Here is a 19510-nt window from a genome sequence, read left to right as displayed (position 1 = left end):
CTGCAGAGACCCGCGAAGCGGCTTCATGGCGATGCGCTCCGCACGGTGTGCCTCCGCTCGTAGGGAGGGCGGCACGAACGCTTGGCTCCGGTTCCGGTCGCGGCCGTGTGGTGGGTCGGCAAAACGGCTGGAGGCGGGTTCTCTGTCGCATGGGGTGCGGCCAGCCGGAGGGAGGGTGGGGACCGCAGGTCCGGGCGGTACCGGTGTCAGCCTTCGCGTACGGCGTGCAGGCCAGTCAGAGGCCCTCCGTCCACCTGCATGAGGCGGCCCATCACCAGCGGGCCGAGGTCGACGGGGGCGAACCCGAAGCCTTCGACGACTGAGCGGAAGAGGGTCTTAGAGTCCTGGTCGTCGCCGGCGTAGAAGAGGATCCGACGGCCGGCGGCCGTGACGGGGTCGGCGGCGACGTAGGTGCCGTACATGTTGTCGAAGGCCTTGATGACGCGTGCCCCGGGGACCAGCGAGGCGACCAGTTCACTGCCTCCGACGTCGAGCTTGTCGGCCACGAACGTGGGGGTCAGACTCGCCCACTGGTTAGTGGCGTCGATGACGATCCGTCCCTCCCGGGCCGGCAGGTCACGCACCGCCTCGCGGACCTTCGTCCAGGGGACGGCGAGCACGACGAAATCCGCGGTGCCGGCCTCGGCCACGGTGCTGGCGGAAGCGTGAGGACCGAAGGCGGCCACGATGTCACGTAGCGTCTCGGGGCCGCGGCTGTTGCTGAAGACCACATCGTGACCGGCCTTCACGACGTGACCGGCGATGGCGCGGGACAGTGTGCCCGCACCGATCATTCCGAACTTCATGGGTGTGCTCCTTCGCTGCTGCTGGCCGCACGACCCGCTGCAGCGCGGGCGATGCCGGCGGCGGCGGTGTCGGCGTGCCAGGGGATGTCTTGCGGGCGGCCAGCGGCACTGCGGCCAGGGGTCTGGGGTTTGCCGTTGGCGTGGCGTGTCGGCAGGGCGAAGCGGCGGGGTGCCGCCGTGGCCCGGACTTCGTGATAATCCCTTGCGGCTTGCCAGTCAGTCAGCCAGTCAGCCGAGAATCTTGATGCTGAGGGCGAAGTTCTTCTGCTGCTTGGCCAGGCCGACGATCAGCAGACCCGCTCCCTCCAGCCAGTGGGCCGTCTTCAGGTCCCCGGTGTCCTGCGGGCGCAGTCCGAGGCTCTCTACGAACGACGACACGGAGGCCTTGGCGTGGTCGTCGTCGCCGGCGAGGAACACGTCGAGCGGGTGGCCTTCCACCTCACCGGAGGCCAGAACGCCGGAGAAGAGCGTGTTGAACGCCTTCACCAGCCGCGCGCCCGGGGCGGCGGCCTTGGCGATCTCCTGTGCGGCGGAGCTGCCGTCCGGGGTGGCGAGGCCGGTGAGGCTGGTGGGATCGAAGGGGTTGGTGATGTCGACGACGACCTTGCCGGCCAGCGTGTCCCCGTAGTGACCGACGACCGATGCGGCGGCGGCGTACGGCACGGCGAGGATGACGAGGTCACCGGCCAGGGCGCCGCTGCCGACCGTCCCGGCCGTCGCGTTGGCGCCCAGTTCGGCGGCCAAGGCGGCGGCCTTGCTCCCGTCGCGGCCGACGACCTGGACGTGGTGGCCGGCCGCGAGGGAACGAGCGCCCATGACGCGGGCCATGGTGCCCAGACCGATGATGCTGATCGTGCTCATGAGATATGCCTGCTTTCGCGGCCGAAGCCGGAGAAGGTGGCTGGGGGCGGGAGAGACTCAGAGCGCCGCGGTCGTCCCGTCGGCCGGACGCTGGGCGGCCTGCCCCAGCCGACCGACGACGGACACCAGTTCGGCGGCGACCTCGCGGTCGTCGAGCGGGTGGGTCTCGGCGAACCGGTTCAGGGAATCGGCGACGGAGAACGCGATGTCCTCCATCACGGTGCCGCCCGCGGCCTTCACGGCCTTGCGGGCGTCCTCGTGCGCCCATACTCCGCCGTACTGGCCGCCGGAGGCACCAATCACGGCGACGGGCTTGCCGGCGAGGGCGCCGGCACCGAACGGGCGGGAGAGCCAGTCGATGGCGTTCTTCAGGACGGCGGACATGGTGCCGTTGTACTCGGGGACGAACAGCAGGAGGGCGTCGGCGTGCGCGACCGACTCGCGCAGGGCCGCAGCATGCTCCGGGACGCCGACCTCGACGTCGAGGTCCTCGTTGTAGAAGGGCACCTGCGCCAGGCCCTCCTGCAGGTGCACGCCGACCCCTTCGGGAGCGAGCTTGGCAGCCGCCTCGGCGAGTTGACGGTTGTGCGAACCGGCGCGGGCGGATCCGACGAGAGCGACGATACGGACGGACATGGCTGCTCCTGGTGCGGTCGGTGCGGTCGGTGACGCACCCGTCCGGAACAGCCGGCGCGGGTGCGGGTATGAGGGGGATCCCGGTGCACGCATCGCGGGCTGAGGATCACTCCAAACCATTGGTTGAGTACTCAACAATACATCGATCGGTTGAGCCGTCAACCGAAAGGTAGGGTGGGGCGCATGCCGACAGGACCGAAGTGGCTCGACGCCCGCGAGGACCGCGCGTGGCGGACCTTCGTCCACGCACACCACCAGCTTCGTGTCCGCCTGGAGCGGCACCTCATCCAGGACTCCGGGCTGAGCGAGGCCGACTACGAGGTCCTGGCCGTACTGTCGGAGTGCCCCGGGGAGCGCGCCTCGGCGCGGGAGCTGTGCGACCTGCTGAGCTGGGAGAAGAGCCGTCTCTCCCACCAGGTCCGGGGTATGCAGCGGCGCGGACTGGTCACCCGCGAGCCCAATCCCGACGACGCCCGCAGTTGCCTGGTCCTGCTACTGCCCGCCGGGTACCGGGCCATCGAGGGGGCGGCGCCCCGACATGTGGGCAACGTGCGCATGTACTTCATCGACCTGCTCACGCCGGGCGAACTCGACACCCTCGTCGCCGTCCACGAACGCATCCTGCGTCGACTCGCCGACGAACCCGCCCGGGACGACGGCACCGCCGGGGGCTGAGGGGACCGCCGGACGCCCCGGCACCCCCACCCACGGCGTCGGCGTCGGCGTTCCGGATGGCGCCCGGCACCCGTGACGGCGGAACCGGGAGCCGACCGCAGGCTGGAGATAGCGACTCGGCCGGGCCGCGCCTGCGGTCCCGAGACGCGAGGGTCACGCCCGGGGTGTTCCGCGGGCGGCGCAAGGATTCACAGGGTTCGCCATTCCATTCGAGGCTCATGTCGACCCCCCCCCCGCAGGGGGCAGCCCGAAAGGCGTCGCGCGGGAGCGGGTGAACGCTTGACCCGGCGCACCCCCACCAGTCCTCACCGGGTGGGGCCACGACCGCAACCCCTGAGGGCTTTGGTTGACTACTCAACCAAAGCTCTCTAGTATTAGTTTAGAGATCAACCAATTCCTGGGTTGATCAGGTCCGGGCTCCCCGAAAGGCACTCCTCCATGTACGTCACCGCCGCCATCCTCAGCGTGCTCCTCGCCCTCGTCTCACTCGCCGCCGGCGCGCCGAAGACGCTGCTCAAGGGGGATGTACCCGCCCAACTGCAGACGCACATGGAGCTCAGCGCAACGCTGGTACGGCTCATCGGCGCAGCAGAGCTGGCCGCCGCCGGCGGACTGGTAGCGGGGATCTTCTGGCAGCCGCTGGGCATCGCCGCCGCCCTCGGCTTCGCCGCCGTCATGGTGGGAGCGGTCGGATTCCACGCCAGATCCGGCGACTACTCGGACCCGAAGACCCGCGGTGGCGCCATCGCTCCCATCGCCCTGACCGCGCTCGCCATCGTCACCGCGGTCACCTTGACCCTCTCGAACTGACCTCAGCGGCCCGTAAGGGGCGCCACAGGCGTGGCGAGGGGGTGTCATGGATTGCGATACTCCCGCACCCGGCGTGATCGACCTGCCTGCCTTCGAGCACATCGAACCGCCCCGCCTGCCGATCACCGCCAGCCACCCAGACGGCTACCTGTTGAAACGCGACCATGTCGGCCAGGCTCCCGCCGTTTGGATCGACGACAACTTCACCGCGCTGGACCACCAGCGGGCCGCCGACCGGACCAGGGCCAGGCACCCGACGCTGCTGATCCAGTCCGACCACTACGCCGGCCTCCAGAGCGAAGACGTGGTTGCGCAGCACCATACGGAGGGCGCGGGATGGAAGGAGTGGGTGGGGCTGCAGTCCGGTCCGGTGCCGAGAAACCCGGTGCGTATCACAGTGCCGAGTGTGCGTGGCACCCGCCGTGCTGTGGCTTTCCCGGTCAGTCCCGCGTGTCACACGACGCTGCAGGGGCGAGGCCGTCCGCCGAGCGCCTCGGTCATGTCCGCGGACATGTCGAGCATCTGCTGGACCTACTTGCGGCTGAAGGAGACGAGGAGGGGGCGAGCATATAGACGGCCAGGGTGTGGATGCGGTCGCGGACCTCCATCGACCCGCCGTCGATGAGCTTCCGCATCATCACCTCTCCCCGGGCCAGCCGTCGGGCGGCGGCGGTGACGGCGAACTCGTGCTCGGCCGACGCGAAGCGGGCCAGCCAGCCCGTCAACCTCCCGCACGAGGGACGTCGGGATGTACGGGCGCTCGGTGTCCCGGAGCATCTGAAGGTTGTCGTTGTAGAAGTTCACGGTCACGCCCCGAGCGAACTCCAACTGGTCGTCCTTCAGGTGCACGAGGTACCCGGCGACTGCGCGGTCCCCGGCCGCGTAGGCCCGCAGCAGGTCGAGCGCCCGCCAGGACGCCTCGTTCATGCGGGGGTTGCTGAGGTCCTGGAAGTCGTGGATCTCGGTCGTCGCGTCTCCGTGGCAGGGCGGGCGGCGGTGTCCGCCGGAGTGCGGGGACGGGGCACGGCTGCGGCCGGCGCGAGGTCGAGCCGCTTGTCCATGTCCAGACGGAAGGTGCCGTACGGGTTGACGTTGGACCAGAACAGCGCGGTCAGGCCGCGCCGGTCCTCGGCGGTGAGCTTATTCGCCCACTTCGGCTCGGCCAGGACTTGCTGGAGCAGCAGCGTGTTGACGTGCACGAGGCTGGACTGGAGGAGGTGCAGCGCGAGCATCGACGTCTCGGCGTGCTCCTTGTCCGGGCCGGTCAGCGCTCCGTCCGTGCCGTAGTGAAGCACGGTGTTCGCCGAGTTCCAGTTCTCCACGACCTGGAGCCCGCCGTGGATCTCCCGGCGAAGGCCGGGGCTGGCCAGGTAGTCACAGGCGAAGACGGTACGCACTGCGCGGCCCAGTTCTTCGAGGGCCTGGTAGGTGGGGTGCTTGGGGCCGCCGCAGGTGAAGCGCCGCAGGACCTGCTCGGCCTCCGCGGTCCCCAGGCGCAGGGCGGTGGTGTACTTGACCATCTGGTCGTACTGCTGGGCGATCAGGTCTCACTTGATGGCCCGGGTCGTCAGCGAGGCTCCGAGAGCTGGCCAGCCGGGCGGGGTGTCGTCCGGGCGGTACAGGCGGATGCTGCCGATGTTCTTCAGCCGGGGCAGCAGGCGGAAGTTGAGCAGTTCGGTGAAGGCGAACCCGACGACGCTCGCACCGTGGCTGTCGACGTAGTTCGACTCGATCTCGGCGTCCGTGCAGTGCCGCAGAAGTCCCTCGATCATCGCCGCGACCTCGGACGACGAACAGCTCTTGAGCTGCGAGTAGATGCAGACGTTCTTCCGTTCCACATGCCAATAGATCATCACGCCGTTGCCGCCGTAGCGGGCGTGGTACTCGGTCATGAAGTTCGAGGACCAGGACCCGAACTTCTTCGAGTCCGACGCGCACGCCGTGCCCTGGCCCCACCATGCGCTGTCGCGGGCGGCGAAGGTGGCGTTGACCAGCCGGGTGACGGCGGCGCGGAGGTTGTCGACGGTGATGAAGTGCCGGCGGATGTGGCGCAGTGCGGCCTCCGTCTCGCCGTGCTCGCCGGTTGCCACGATCGCCCGGATGCCCATGTTCGTGCCCAGAGCGAACAGCGCGAGCAGCAGGCGGCGCTGGAGGGTCGCGCGGTCGATGCGTTCGTAGGCGGCGGCGGAGGAGAACTCGTCGGTGAAGCCGGAGAGGAAGTCGGCGTTCTTCAGCACGTCCAGGAGGTCGAGGACGCCCCACCGTCGTACGACCTCGTCCTTGAGGGCCTGGAGGCCGGTGGGTTCGGCCAGCGGCTCCAGCTTCGGCACGGTGATCCAGGGCTCGCCCTTGCGGGTGGTGGCCTTCACCCCGCCCGCCGAGCCGTCCGCGAGCGCGGCGGACAGCCGGTCCAGGCCGTCGGTCATCCGCCGCTTGAGGCCCGCGATGAACTCGGCGGGGTCCTGGGGCCGGCGGATCGCGGCGTAGTGCACGGTGCGGGTGGCCTCGAAGTCGCCGGGTAGGTCTTCCCCCGGGTCGCCCCACCGCTTCCCGCCCTCGACGTAGATCTCGCGCCGCCGGATCGCGTCCCGCAGCGCGACCAGGACGCACAGCTCGTACGGGATGCGTTCGGCCCTGCCCTTGTCATAGACGACCGCCTCGCGCCAGTCCTTGCGTACGACGCCGTCCATCGGCACTGTGTCGCCGACGTCGTAGAAGCGGGTCTTGCCGTCGACGTCGGCATACTTGGCCAGCAGCGCGAGCGCGTCCATCACCGGCCGGTAGGCGGTGTTGTTGCACTTGAAGCCCAGCGTGTTCAGCAGGGGTGGCAGCATCTGCCGGTAGTACGAGCTGTACGAGGAGCGCAGCGTGGTGCGGACCTTGGCCCTGAACGCCTTCTCGTTCGCCTTCGCCTCCGCGACCAGGTCGCGCAGCGTCTTCTCACCCACCACCGGGTACAGCACCGCGCGCACGGTCCCCTCCGGACGCCCCACCGCGGCGTCGGCGAGACGGAAGAGGATGCTCTCCTTGCCCCGCACCTTCTTCAGCTCCGCCGTCAGCTGCCGCTCCACCCGCCGCTCGGCACGGGCGTTGATCTTGTGGACCAGGGCCACGAGCAGTTCCACCAGGGCGTCGGTGATCTCCGCCTGCCGGGACGCGCACAGCGCGGCCAGCAGGGTCGTCCGCACGTCCTCGCCCGCGTCCCGGAAGTCCGAGGGGTACATCTTGATCGCCCGCGCCCGCCACGCGGCGATCAGCTTCTCCGAGCAGTCCGCGAACAGCCCGTCGGGCAGACCGAGTTGCCGTACGGCGGTCAGCTTGGTGATCTCCGTCAGCAGCGAGTCCAGCCCCACCGCGCCCGGGTCCCGCTTCAGCGAGGCCAGCAGCGCGGTGCCGCCCTCGTTACCCTCCGCCACCAGCTCCAGCAGGCGCCGGGCGCACACCTCACCCAGGCGGGCCACGGTCTGCGCACATAAGAGGCGGTCCGCCCGCGCCCGTGCCGTGGCCACGATCCGCTCGACACGACCCGGGGGCTCGATGCGGTCGTTGCGGCACTGCACGAACAGGGCCTCGCGCAGCCGGTCCTCCACCAGCTCCACCGGGCAGACCTCATCGGCGAGCCAGCCGGTCAGCCGTTCCTCGTCATCGCGGGTCGCCGGGCGGAACCCCAGAGCCTCGCGGATCTGCGTGCGGTGCCCCTTCGCGGAGCGGGACGCAAGGTCGTACTTCGCCAGGTCCTCGGCCGGCACCTTGACGACGTCGGCCACGTAGTCAACCGCGGCCTGTGGGAACTCCTCCACGAACTGGGGGGAACCGGCCCTCCAGCTCGAAGAACTTCAGCATCAGCACGAACCCGAGCCGGGTCGGGCCGGACTTGTTCGCGACCAGCTCCCAGTCAGGTCCTATCGGCGTCCAGCACGCCACCACATCCTCAGACGACCACTCCCGGCGCATGAACGCCCCACCCCTCCGTCGACTACTCGTTCGGCCTAACGAACCGGCCGGACACGAAGCAACGGGAGGACGGCGGGGAGCGACGGCTACTTTGCACCGTGGGTCAGAGATAGGAGTCCGGAGCCGTATCCAGGTGGGAAACGGTCCGGGTACGGCTGGTGCTCCGGCCGCGACGTGCCGCGAGCGGGCTCACGAAGGCCCGGCCCCCTCCTCGATCACGATGATGTCCAGGGTGCGGGGCCCGTGGACGCCCTCCACGCGGTCGAGTTCGATGTCACTGGTGGCAGACGGGCCGGAGGCAAGGGTGAGCGGTCGCTGCGGGGCGACACGGCGCAGGGCCTCGGGCACATCACCGGCGATCTGACTCGCGCGGAGCACGCAGACGTGCTGGTCCGGCAGCAGGGTCAGCGCGCGGCGCCCCTGGCCGGGCCCGCCGTCGAGGATCACTGTTCCGGTGACGGCGATACCGACGACGGCAGTGGTCACGGTGGCGTCCGCGGCGTCGAGCTGTCCGACGGTGAGCGGGGGTGTGTCGCTCAGCAGGGACCACGGGCCGTGCGGCAGCAATGCCTCGGGGAAACCGGGCGGTACCACGAGCGTTCGCGCTCCGGTGCGAGTCAGCGCACGGCCGACGGCCGCCGCCGCTTCGGCGGCCGGGACACGGACGACCGTGGCACGGTAGTCGGCGGCGCGTTCGGCGAAGAGGCCGACGATGTCGGGACCCGCGTGATCGGGACGGTAGTCGCGCGGAACCGGTACGTCGTCGGGGGTCTCGGAGTCGGGCACGCCGCTGAGGGCGGCCAGAATGTCACGCAGTACGGTCTCGCGGCCGGTCATCGTACGACCTTCCCTTCGCTCGCGGCATTCTCGCTCGTGCGGCTGTCCCTCGTACGGCGCCACCAGGCCCGCATCGACTCGCGCGGGGGCACGGGCGTGTCGCGGGTGGCGGACCAGCGGGCGAACGGGCCGGGGAGACTGCCGATCAGCCCGTTCCGGGCCACCACGCGGGCACCGAGAGCGGTGAGCCGCTGGACCGTGGCCAGCCGCCGCGGCGAGGAAAGCACTGCGGCGGCGGCCTTCATGACCACGGCCTCAAGGGAGGGCAGCAGCCGGTCCCGGCGTTTCGCCTCGACGGCCTCGGCGCGCAGATGAACGAGCACCTCCGGAATGTTGATCTTCACCGGGCAGGCGTCGTAGCAGGCCCCGCACAAGGTCGAGGCGAAGGGCAGCGAGGCGGCGTTCTCGATCCCGACCAGTTGAGGGGTCAGCACGGCACCGATGGGGCCCGGATACACCGAACCGTAGGCGTGGCCGCCGGTGCGCTCGTAGACAGGGCAGACGTTCAGACAGGCCGAGCAGCGGATGCAGGAGAGTGCCTGACGGCCCACGTCGTCGGCGAGTGTCGCGGTGCGACCGTTGTCGAGCAGCACCAGATGGAAGTCCTGCGGTCCGTCGCCTTCGGTGACGCCCGTCCACATGGAGGTGTACGGATTCATCCGCTCGCCCGTGGACGAACGGGGCAGCACCTGGAGGAAGACATCCAGGTCGGTGAAGGACGGCAGAACCTTTTCGATGCCCATGACCGTGATCAGCGTCTCCGGCAGGGTCAGGCACATCCGGCCGTTGCCCTCCGATTCCACGACCACCACGGTCCCGGTGTCGGCGGCCGCGAAGTTCGCCCCCGAGACGGCGACCTTGGCCCGCAGGAACTTCTCCCGAAGATGGAGCCGGGCCGCCTCGGCGAGTTCCCGTGGATCGTCGCCGAGGTTCTCGGGGGCCGGCTTCCCCCACCTGCCCATTTCCCGCCGGAAGATGTCGCGGATCTCGGCACGGTTGCGGTGGATCGCCGGCACGAGGATGTGCGAAGGCCGGTCTTCGCCCAACTGCACGATGAGTTCGGCCAGATCGGTCTCGTAGGCGTGGATGCCGGCCTCGGCGAGCGCTTCGTTGAGACCGATCTCCTGGGTGGCCATGGACTTGACCTTGACGACCTCGCTTTCGCCGGTCGCCTTCACGAGATGGGTCACGATGCGGTTGGCCTCGGCCGCGTCGGTCGCCCAGTGGACCGTGCCGCCCGCGGCCGCCACCGCCTCCTCCAGCTGGAGCAGATAGTGGTCCAGATGCCGCAGGGTGCGGCGCTTGACCGCGGCCGCCGTTTCCCGCAGGTCCTCCCAGTCGTCGAGCTCCGCGGCCATTGCCAGCCGCTTGTCGCGGATGGTGCCGGTCGCCCGGCGCAGATTCGTGCGCAGCTGGGTGTCGGCCAGCGCGGCACGGGCCGCGTCGGGGAAGGCCGGCGTGCCGAGCCAGATGACATTGTCGGCGCCGCTCATCGGCGGTCCCCTTCCGTGGAGGCCAGGATCTCGGCCAGATGCATCGTTCCGACGCCCGTGCGGAGTCGGGACAGGCCCCCTCCGATGTGCATCAGACAGGAGTTGTCGCCCGCGCAGAGGATCTCGGCGCCGGTGTCCAGCACCTGGCGCATCTTGTCGGCGAGCATGGCGTTCGAGACGTCGGAGTTCTTCAGAGCGAAGGTGCCGCCGAAGCCGCAGCAGGATTCGGCGGCGGGCAGCTCCACCAGGTCGATGCCCTTCACGGCGCGCAGCAGGCGCAGCGGCCGGTTGCCGACCCGAAGCATGCGCAGCGAGTGACAGGTCGGGTGGTAGGTGACGCGGTGCGGGAAGTACGCGCCGACATCGGTGACATCCAGGACGTCGACGAGGAGTTCCGACAACTCGTACACCTTCGGCACGACGTGCTCGACGGCGTCGACGAGACCCGCGTCGCCGTACTGAGCCGCCACCACCCGGTGGTTGTCGCGCACCATGCCCGCGCAGGACCCGGAAGGGGTGACCACGGCGTCGTACTGCCCGAAGACCCCGGCGAAGCGGCGCACCATCGGCAGAGCCTCGGGCCGGTAGCCGGTGTTGAAATGCATCTGACCGCAGCAGGTCTGGGCCTGCGGGAACTCGACGGTGTGGCCGAGCCGTTCCAGCAGCGTGACGACGGCCTGCCCTGTGCGGGGGTACATCGTGTCGTTGAAGCAGGTGATGAAGAGAGCTATGCGCATGGGGCGTTCCAGGGCTGGGTGCCGGGGACGGGACCGTCGGCTGTCCGGGGAGGGTGTCGGGGCCGGCGGTCAGACCGTAGGTGCGGACGGCGGCGCCGGAGAACACCGACCGTCGTTCCGCGGGCGTGAGTCCGGCTGTGAGGGCATGGGCCGCGTCGACGACTTCGGCGTACGAGGCGGCGAGTCGGCAGACGGGCCAGTCGGAGCCGAACATCAGCCGATCCGGCCCGAAGGCATCCAGCACGGTGTCGGCGTACGGTCGCAGGTCCTCGACGGACCAGGAGTCCCAGTCGGCCTCGGTGACCATTCCGGAGAACTTGCACACGGTGTTCGGCAAGGAGCCGAGCCTGCGGAGGGCGTCCGCCCATGGTCCCGGTGTGCCGGAGGCGACGGGCGGCTTTCCCAGATGGTCCAGGACGAGGACGAGGTCCGGCAGCAGCTCGGCGGCCTCGCAGGCGGCCTGCAACTGGTACGGGAGGACCAGCAGGTCGTACACCAGCCACCCGGGGTCCGGCTCGCCCTGCACCTGGTGGCGGATGCCCACCAGGTGCCTGCCGCCGGGCAGTTCCCGCATCGCCGCGAGGGCGTCGGCGACCCGGGGGGCGGTGAGATCGGTCCAGCCGACGACCCCGGCGACGAGGTCACTGGCCTCGGCCAGGGCCAGGAACTCAGGTGTCTCCCCGGCCAGGGTGACGGTCTGGACCAACACGGTGGAGGTGACGCCGGCGGCCCGTGCCTCGGGTTCGAGGTCGGCGAGGGAGAAGTCGCGGCGCAGCGGTGCGAGTTCGGGTCCGGTGATCCAGTCCTGGTCGCGAACGGACAGGTCCCACACATGGTGGTGCGCGTCGATGATCCCCGTGCCGGTCTCCTTGGCCGTCACAGTGCCCACGCCACGGGCAGCGAGGCGTCGGCGCCGTCCGACGAGTAGTCGTGGACGACCTCCAGCAGCTCCGCCATCCGTGCCTGCCAGGCGATGTTGACCGGAAGTCCTTCCAAAGCGGCGATCATCGCCGGGTAGTCCTCGACCTCCAGTACGTGGAAGAGGTCGGTGCCGTCACGCCAGATCGTCCACTCGCTCACGCCGGTGGCACGGATGGCGGCGGTCAGTTCCTTTGGGACCTCGCGGTGCGCGGCGTCGTACTCCTCGACGCGGTCGGTGCGGACCTTGGTGTGCAGGGCGATCCTCACGGCGATTCCTCCGACGGTGCGGGCACCGGCATGTCATGGGGCAGCAGTCCTTCGGCACGCAGTTCGTCCCAGAGGCCGGCCGGCACCGGCTGCCGCAGCATGGCGACGGTGTCACGCACCTCGTCGGCGCTGCGTGCCCCGGTCAGCACACTCGCCACGGCAGGGTGGCCGAGCGGGAACAGCAGGGCTGCCGCGCGCAGCGGCACACCATGGCGTTCGGTCACGGACTTGAGGCGCAGGGCACGTTCAAGGACCGGTTGCGGGGCGGGTAGATAGTCGTACGTGGCGCCGGGCCGTGGATCGGTGAGCAGACCGGAGTTGAAGACGCCGCCGACGACGACGCTGCGGCCCCGTGCGACGGCCTCGCGCAGTACCTCGGCGCTGCCCTCCTGTTCGAGGAGGGTGTAGCGGCCGGCCAGCAGGACGAGGTCGATATCCGTGTCGCGCAGAAAGCGGGCGAGCAACGGGGCATGGTTCATGCCGACGCCGATCGCCCCGACGACCCCCTCGTCGCGTAGCCGCTCCAGCGCCGGATACGCCTCCTGGAAGGCTTGTTCGGCGTGGTCGTCGGGGTCGTGGAGCAGGGCGATGTCGACCCTGTCCAGGCCGAGCCGGTCCAGGCTGGCCTCCAGCGAGCGCAGGACGCCGTCGGCGCTGAAGTCCCACAGGCGGCGATGGGTCGCGGGCACGGCGAACCCGTTGGCGAGGTCGTCGCCGTCCGTGTCCTGGGGCGCGAGCAGCCTGCCGACCTTGGTGGAGACGACGTACGTGTCCCGGGGACGGCCGCGCAGGGCGGCGCCGAGGCGCCGCTCGGAGAGGCCGAGCCCGTAGTGGGGCGCGGTGTCGAAGGCACGGACACCCGCGTCCCAGGCCGCGTCCACCGTCGCGGCGGCGGCCTCGTCGGTGACAGGGCGGAACAGGTTGCCGATGGCGGCGGCCCCGAAGGCGAGTTCCGTGACGGGGACGGTGCTGCCGCCGAGCGCCGTCGTCCTCATGGGGGCCGGCCTCATGGGACTCGTGGCACTCATGAGGACGCCGCGGGGCGCAGCCGCAGGCCCTGCATCCCGCCGTCGACGGCCAGGGCGGTGCCGGTGACGGAGGCGGCGGCGGGGCTCGCCAGATAGGCGATGGCCGCGGCCACCTCGTCGGCGGAGACCAGTCGGCCCGTCGGCTGACGGGCGTTGAGGGCGGCGCGCTCGGCCGCCGGGTCCTCGGCGGTGTCCAGCAGCCGGGTGACCCACGGGGTGTCCGCGGTGCCGGGGTTCACGCAGTTGACGCGGACTCCCTCGCGGACGTGGTCGGCGGCCATCGCCATGGTCAGCGACAGTACGGCGCCCTTGCTCGCGGAGTACAGGGCGCGCTGGGGCAGTCCGGCGGTCGCGGCGATGGAACAGGTGTTGACCACCGCCGCGTGCGCGGACCGGCGCAGATACGGCAACGCGGCGCGCGACGTGCGGACGATCCCGAGGACGTTGACGTCGAGCACGCGGTGCCACTGCTCGTCGGGGTTGTCCTCGACGGTGCCGATGGCGCCGATGCCCGCGTTGTTCACGAGGATGTCGAGGCCGCCGAACTCCTCGGCCACCCTCGTGACGGCGGCCCGGACGGAAGCGTCCTCGCAGACGTCGGCCTCGACCGCGAAGAGCGGTTCCGCGACCGGGGAGACGTCGCGGTCCAGGACGGCGACCCTGGCGCCCTGGGCGGTCAGCAGCCGCGCCGTGGCGAGTCCGATGCCGGAGGCGCCGCCGGTCACGACCGCACGCAGACCTGTGAGACCGGTCATGCCACTTCCTCCTGTCCGGCGAGGTCGGCGGCCCAGAAAGTGCCGTCCGGGTAGCTGTAGTCGGTGATGGACTGCGGGACCATGGTGGCCGAGAAACCGGGGTCGAGCGGCGCGACGTAGTGCCCGTCACGCATCCGTACGGGGGTCTCGAAGTGCTCGTGCAGATGGTCGACGTACTCGATGACGCGGTCCTCGGTGGTGCCGGACAACGCGAGGAAGTCGAACATCGACAGATGCTGCACGAGCTCGCACAGCCCCACTCCGCCGGCGTGCGGGCAGACCGGCACGCCGAACTTGGCGGCGAGCAGCAGGATGGCGAGGTTCTCGTTGACGCCGCCGACCCGGGCGGCGTCGATCTGGAGCACGTCGATCGCGCCGGCCTGGAGCAGCTGCTTGAAGACGATCCGGTTCTGGACGTGCTCCCCGGTGGCGACCTTGACGGGGGCGACGGCCCCGCGCACCGTGGCATGGCCGAGGATGTCGTCGGGGCTGGTGGGCTCCTCGATCCAGTAGGGGTCGAACTCGGCGAGCGCGTTGACCCACTCGATCGCTTCGTCCACGTTCCACCGCTGGTTGGCGTCGATGGCGATCCGTATGTCGGGGCCGACGGCCGTACGGGCGGTGCGCAGCCTTCGGATGTCGTCCTCGAGGTCAGCGCCGACCTTGAGCTTGATCTGCGTGAAGCCGTCGGCGACCGCCTGCTTGGCCAGCCGGACGAGCTTGTCGTCGGAGTAGCCGAGCCAGCCGGGCGAGGTGGTGTAGCCCGGGTAGCCGCGCCGCAGCAGCGCCTTCTCGCGCTCCGCCAGACCGGTCCGTCCCTCGCGCAGTAGCGCGAGGGCGTCGTCGGGTGTCAGCGCGTCGGCGATGTACCGGAAGTCGATCTGGGAGACCAGCCACTCGGGCGTGGAGTGTGCGAGCAACTGCCACAGGGGCTTGCCCTCTCGTTTCGCCGCGAGGTCCCAGACAGCGTTGAGAACCGCGCCGATCGCCATGTGCATCACCCCCTTCTCGGGGCCGAGCCAGCGCAGCTGGCTGTCCCCGATCAGGTCGCGGCTGAGTGAGCCCGGGTCGGCGCACAGCTCGTTCACGGAGCGGCCCAGCAGATGGGGGCGCAGCGCTCCGATCGCGGCGACCTGCACATCGTTGCCGCGTCCGATGGTGAAGGTGAAGCCGTGGCCCTCGAGTCCGTCGCCGGCGTCCGTTCGCAGCACCACGTAGGCGGCCGAGTAGTCGGGATCCGGGTTCATCGCGTCCGAGCCGTCCAGCTCCCGGGAGGTGGGGAACCGGATGTCGAAGGTGTCGACCGCGGTGATCCGGGGGGAGGGAGAGTTCGCAGACAAGGTGCTGCCTTTCAGGCTTGGGCGAAGGTCTGGCGCTGGCCGCCGAGCCCGTCGATCTCGAGTTCGACGGTGTCACCGGGCCGCAGATAGGGGGTGCCGGACAGCCCGAGGGCCACGCCCGCTGGCGTACCGGTGTTGATCACGTCCCCTGGTTCCAGGACCATGTACTGACTCAGGTACGACACGATGTGCGCGACGGGGAAGATCATGTCGCGGGCGTTGCCGTCCTGCCGCTTCACTCCGTTGACGCTGAGCCGCAGTCCGAGGTTCTGCGGGTCGGCGACCTCGTCGGCGGTGACGAACCAGGGGCCGAGCGGGTTGAAGGTCTCACAGGACTTGCCCAGGTCCCACTGCGGCGAGTACTCGAGCTGGAACTCCCGCTCCGAGACGTCATGGCTGATCGCGTAGCCCGCGATGACGTCCCGTGCCGCGTCAGGACCGTCGAGATAGCGGGCCCGGCGGCCGATGACCACGGCGAGTTCCACTTCCCAGTCCGTCTTCACGGAGCCGCGCGGGATCAGTACCTCGTCGTAGGGGCCGACGACTGTACCCGGGTCCTTCATGAAGATCACCGGTCGCTCGGGAACGGCGGCCTTCGTCTCGGCGGCGTGGTCGCGGTAGTTCAGACCGACGCAGACGACCTTTCCGGGGCGGGCGAGGGGTGCGCCGACGCGCAGGCCCCCGGCGTCGAATTCAGGCAGGAGGTCCGCGTCGACCGCCGCACGGGCCCGCTCCAGGCCGCCGGAGCCCAGGAACGCGCCGTCGATGTCGGCGGTGACCGAGGACAGATCCAGCAGCACGCCGCCGTCGGTTCGGACAGCGGGTCTTTCTTCGCCCGGCTCGCCGATGCGTAGCAGTTTCACTTGGGCAGCTCCCTTGGCGTGGGGTGGTGATCTCCCCTCCGAGATACATCGGAGGTCTGGCGGCCAGGGCGACTTTAGAGTCATTTCCTTTGCCTGACAAGCATTCATCGGATGTATCTGGCGAGACCGGGGGCTGTGGTGAGGCTTCACGGCTCAGATTGCCGGAATTAGTCACTTTTGGTGACTCTCGCCGACCGCGTCCTCCGATCACTGGGCCTCAGTCTTGCGGCGTCTGCTTGATTCGAACCTCTGGCTGCCACTGGGTGCCGAGACGCCCAGTTGTGCGAGGTCGGACATCTTCAGAGCGTGGGTGTTCGTACCGGAAGGCGTTCGAGCAACGGCGGCGTTGCTCAATCGTAAGCCGGGGCGCGGTGTCGGCATCGGATCTGGAGAGGTCTTGTTTCCGCAGTTCAGGGCCGTATTTCCGCTACGCGTGCAGGCGATCGTGCGATGCGGGCAGCCCTGTGTGGCGCGATGCCGGAGGAATCATCGCAGTGAACTCTTGTCTTCTCTGGCAACGTCGTCGTAATGTCCTCGACGTCCCGAGATACATCGGAGGATTCGGCGGGCTCGTCGCCTACTACCGAATCAAGTCCGGTACTCGGACCCAGCAGTGCCCCTCCTTCCACCTCCCGCCCTACCCGCGGTCCAGGTATGCCCCGTCCTCGACCGCGGCTTCCGCGGCCGAGGACCAGGACCCTTCCCGTCCCCCCTAGGAATCCGGGTCCTCGGCCGCACCCCAAGTCATCCGGCGGCACTCGCCCGCTCAGAGGAGAACCCGGTCATGAAGCCTGCTCGTACACGCTCCGCCGCCGCGGTCGCCACGGCCGCCCTCGCGGTGATGGCGCTCGCCACAGCCTGCAACCGCGAGAGCACCAGCTCCACCACGGCGTCAGGCAGCGGCAAGCCCGCCATCGGTATCGACCTGCCCCGTTCGGACTCCGACTTCTGGAACTCGTACGCGCAGTACGTCGAGAAGGACATCAAGACCGACGGCGTCAACGCGCTGCCTCTGAGCAACTCCCAGAACGACATCACCAAGCTGGTCGCCAACGTCCAGGTGTTCCAGAACACCGGTGCCAAGGCCGTCGTCATGGCCCCGCAGGACACCGGCGCCATCGCCTCCACCCTCGACACCCTCGCCTCGAAGAAGATCCCCGTGGTCAGTGTCGACACCAGACCGGAGAAGGGCGACGTCTACATGGTGGTACGCGCCGACAACCGGGCGTACGGCACCAAGGCCTGCGAGTTCCTGGGGAAGCAGCTGGGCGGCACGGGCAAGGTCGCCGAACTGCAGGGAGCGCTCGACTCCATCAACGGACGCGACCGCTCCGAGGCCTTCGCCGCCTGTATGAAGGAGAAGTTCCCGAAGATCAAGGTCTTCGAGCTGCCCACCGACTGGAAGGGGGATGTGGCCTCCGCCAAGCTGCAGACCCTCCTCTCCCAGCACCCTGACCTGAACGGCATCTACATGCAGGCCGGAGGCGTGTTCCTGCAGCCGACCCTGGCCCTGTTGGAGCAGAAGGGCCTGCTCAAGCCGGCCGGTCAGAAGGGGCACATCTCGATCGTCTCCAACGACGGCATCCCGCAGGAGTTCGACGCGATCCGCAAGGGCGAGATCGACGCGACCGTCTCCCAGCCGGCCGACCTCTACGCCAAGTACGCCGTGTATTACGCGCAGGCCGCGGCCGATGGCAAGACCTTCAAGCCGGGTGCGACCGACCACGGCTCCACCATCATCAAGCTCCCCAACGGCCTGGAGGACCAGCTGCCGGCTCCACTGGTGACCAAGGAGAACGTCGACGACAAGGCCCTGTGGGGCAACAACGTGGGCAAGTGACCACACGGTCAGGCCGCGGTGTGGAGGGATGGCACCCCGCCCCTCCGCCCGCGCCCCGCACCCCTATCCGCATGCAAAGGACGGTATTCACCATGGCGGACACCGCGACCGCCCCGGCGACCGGCACCGTGAGCTCCTCCCCGGTGGTCGAGGCCACGGGAATCAGTAAACGATTCGGCGCCACCGTCGCGCTGCGCGACGCCCAGATCACGATCGCCGCGGGCGAGTCGCGCGCCCTGGTCGGCCGCAACGGCGCCGGCAAGTCCACACTCGTGTCCATCCTCACCGGGCTCCAGCAGCCGGACACCGGGACGCTGAGGTTCTCGGGCGAACCCGCGCCCGCCTTCGGTGACATCGACGCCTGGCGGGCCAAAGTCGCCTGCGTCTACCAGCGCTCCACCGTCATCGGTGACCTGACCGTCGCCGAGAACCTCTTCCTGGGCCGGCAGAGTTCCGGCGCACTGCGGCCCATCCGCTGGAAGCGGCTCAGGGAGCGGGCCCAGCAACTGCTCGGTGAGTACGGCGTCGAGATCGATCCCGCGGCCCGCGCCAGGGACCTCACCGTGGAGCAGCGGCAGTTCGTCGAGATCGCCAGGGCCCTCTCCTTCGGCGCGCGTTTCATCATCCTCGACGAGCCGACCGCGAAGCTGGACGCGCGGGGTATCGGCCGGCTCTTCGACAAGCTCCGCGACCTCCAGCGGCAGGGTGTCGCCTTCCTCTTCATCTCCCACCATCTGCAGGAGGTCTACGACCTCTGTTCGACCGTCACGGTCTACCGCGACGCGGCCCACATCCTCACCGCGCCCGTGGCCGATCTCGGTCACCAGGCACTGGTGGAGGCCATGACAGGAGAGTCCGCCGGCACCGCGTCGGCCGCGCGGGGCGGCGTCGCGCCGGCTGCCGGTGACGCCAAGGAGCTCCTCGCGGTCGACGGGCTCACGCTGTCCGGCGCGTGCCGGGAACTGGCACTTACGGTCCGGTGCGGCGAAGTCGTCGGGCTCGCCGGCGCCACGGCGAGCGGCAACGTCCGGGTGGGGGAGACCATCGCCGGGCTGCACCGTCCGGAGGCGGGCCGTATCCGCGTGAACGGCCGGGAGGTCCGTACCGGCAGTGTGCCCGTGGCGCTCGCGTCGGGCGTCGGTCTGGTCCCGGAGGACCGTCACCTTCAGGGCCTGGTCAACGACCGCAGTGTGGCGGAGAACGCGACCATGACCGTCACCGCCCAACTCGGCCCGTTCGGCACCGTGCTCCCTTCCCGTACGAGGGCATTCGCCCAGCGAATGATCCGTGACCTCGACATCAAGACCCCCGGAGCAGCCACCCCGGTGTCCGCCCTCTCCGGCGGCAACCAGCAGAAGGTCGTCATCGCCCGCGCGCTGGCCACCGATCCGCATGTCCTGGTGGCCATCCGCCCCACCAACGGTGTGGACGTCAAGTCCAAGGAGTTCCTCCTCGGCCGGATCCGGGAGGTCGCGGACGGAGGGCGGGCCGCCCTGATCGTCTCCGACGAACTGGACGACCTCAAGGTCTGCGACCGGGTCGTGGTCATGTTCCACGGCCGGGTGGTCGCCGAGTTCGACCGAGGTTGGAAGGACGAACACGTGGTCGCCGCCATGGAAGGCATGGCAGGCGCGCAAGACGAACCCGGCGGCGAACAGCACGGCGCCGAAGAGCACGGAAGGTAGTC

The 19510-nt window shown here is 69.6% G+C and carries 15 protein-coding genes and 2 pseudogenes; 4 read left to right on the top strand and 13 right to left on the bottom strand.

All coding sequences use genetic code 11. The features are described from left to right. Positions 1-206: 206 nt before the first annotated feature. From OG496_RS11160 to OG496_RS11150, 3 genes are all read right to left on the bottom strand, one after another. Positions 207-806, bottom strand: a complete 600-nt coding sequence (locus OG496_RS11160) for an NADPH-dependent F420 reductase (RefSeq protein ID WP_405970690.1) — start codon at positions 804-806, stop codon at positions 207-209. A gap of 228 nt (positions 807-1034) precedes the next feature. Further along, positions 1035-1667: an NADPH-dependent F420 reductase gene (locus OG496_RS11155; RefSeq protein ID WP_405970689.1), complete on the bottom strand. Its 633-nt coding sequence runs from the start codon at positions 1665-1667 to the stop codon at positions 1035-1037. A 57-nt stretch (positions 1668-1724) separates the two neighbouring features. Next, on the bottom strand, positions 1725-2303 hold the full coding sequence (locus OG496_RS11150; protein ID WP_405970688.1) for an NADPH-dependent FMN reductase: 579 nt from the start codon (positions 2301-2303) through the stop codon (positions 1725-1727). A 183-nt stretch (positions 2304-2486) separates the two neighbouring features. On the opposite strand from OG496_RS11150, the gene OG496_RS11145 reads away from it, so the two are divergent. Continuing rightward, positions 2487-2978: a MarR family winged helix-turn-helix transcriptional regulator gene (locus tag OG496_RS11145; RefSeq protein WP_405970687.1), complete on the top strand. Its 492-nt coding sequence runs from the start codon at positions 2487-2489 to the stop codon at positions 2976-2978. Positions 2979-3416: 438 nt separating this feature from the next. Then, complete coding sequence (locus tag OG496_RS11140) at positions 3417-3788, top strand: DoxX family protein (protein ID WP_405970686.1); 372 nt, start codon at positions 3417-3419, stop codon at positions 3786-3788. A gap of 923 nt (positions 3789-4711) precedes the next feature. Here the strand turns inward: OG496_RS11140 and OG496_RS11135 are convergent. The 10 genes and pseudogenes from OG496_RS11135 to OG496_RS11090 form a co-directional block, all read right to left on the bottom strand. After that, positions 4712-7537, bottom strand: a pseudogene (locus tag OG496_RS11135) (Tn3 family transposase). A 394-nt stretch (positions 7538-7931) separates the two neighbouring features. After that, positions 7932-8579, bottom strand: coding sequence for a lactate utilization protein C (locus OG496_RS11130; RefSeq protein ID WP_405970685.1), 648 nt, complete (start codon positions 8577-8579; stop codon positions 7932-7934). Further along, positions 8576-10072 (bottom strand): LutB/LldF family L-lactate oxidation iron-sulfur protein, encoded by a 1497-nt coding sequence (locus tag OG496_RS11125; protein ID WP_405976609.1) that lies wholly within the window; start codon positions 10070-10072, stop codon positions 8576-8578. The genes OG496_RS11130 and OG496_RS11125 overlap by 4 nt, the downstream gene beginning before the upstream one ends. Next, entirely contained in the window at positions 10069-10809 is a 741-nt protein-coding gene (locus OG496_RS11120) for a (Fe-S)-binding protein (protein WP_405976608.1), read from the bottom strand. Before OG496_RS11120 ends, OG496_RS11125 begins: the two co-directional genes overlap by 4 nt. 130 nt (positions 10810-10939) lie before the next feature. Beyond that, positions 10940-11641: pseudogene (locus tag OG496_RS11115) on the bottom strand (amidohydrolase family protein); the annotation flags it as partial. 44 nt (positions 11642-11685) lie between these two features. Continuing rightward, the gene (locus tag OG496_RS11110; protein ID WP_405970684.1) at positions 11686-11997 is read right to left on the bottom strand and encodes an L-rhamnose mutarotase; all 312 of its coding nucleotides are present in this window, start codon (positions 11995-11997) and stop codon (positions 11686-11688) included. Beyond that, entirely contained in the window at positions 11994-12992 is a 999-nt protein-coding gene (locus OG496_RS11105; protein WP_405970683.1) for an aldo/keto reductase, read from the bottom strand. Before OG496_RS11105 ends, OG496_RS11110 begins: the two co-directional genes overlap by 4 nt. A gap of 29 nt (positions 12993-13021) precedes the next feature. Then, on the bottom strand, positions 13022-13780 hold the full coding sequence (locus OG496_RS11100) for an SDR family NAD(P)-dependent oxidoreductase (RefSeq protein ID WP_405970682.1): 759 nt from the start codon (positions 13778-13780) through the stop codon (positions 13022-13024). Beyond that, entirely contained in the window at positions 13777-15120 is a 1344-nt protein-coding gene (locus tag OG496_RS11095) for an L-fuconate dehydratase (protein WP_405970681.1), read from the bottom strand. Before OG496_RS11095 ends, OG496_RS11100 begins: the two co-directional genes overlap by 4 nt. A gap of 11 nt (positions 15121-15131) precedes the next feature. Beyond that, positions 15132-15983, bottom strand: a complete 852-nt coding sequence (locus tag OG496_RS11090) for a fumarylacetoacetate hydrolase family protein (RefSeq protein ID WP_405970680.1) — start codon at positions 15981-15983, stop codon at positions 15132-15134. Positions 15984-16767: 784 nt separating this feature from the next. Here OG496_RS11090 and OG496_RS11085 point away from each other — a divergent pair. Next, on the top strand, positions 16768-17823 hold the full coding sequence (locus OG496_RS11085) for a sugar ABC transporter substrate-binding protein (RefSeq protein ID WP_405970679.1): 1056 nt from the start codon (positions 16768-16770) through the stop codon (positions 17821-17823). Positions 17824-17915: 92 nt separating this feature from the next. Continuing rightward, on the top strand, positions 17916-19508 hold the full coding sequence (locus OG496_RS11080) for a sugar ABC transporter ATP-binding protein (protein WP_405970678.1): 1593 nt from the start codon (positions 17916-17918) through the stop codon (positions 19506-19508). Positions 19509-19510 lie beyond the last annotated feature (2 nt).

The sequence above is a fragment of the Streptomyces sp. NBC_00988 genome (assembly GCF_045162645.1).
In the GTDB taxonomy this organism is placed as follows: Bacteria; Actinomycetota; Actinomycetes; order Streptomycetales; family Streptomycetaceae; genus Streptomyces.
The sequence above is the reverse complement of the archived record's forward strand: the minus strand, read 5'-3'. Positions and strand labels throughout refer to the sequence as shown.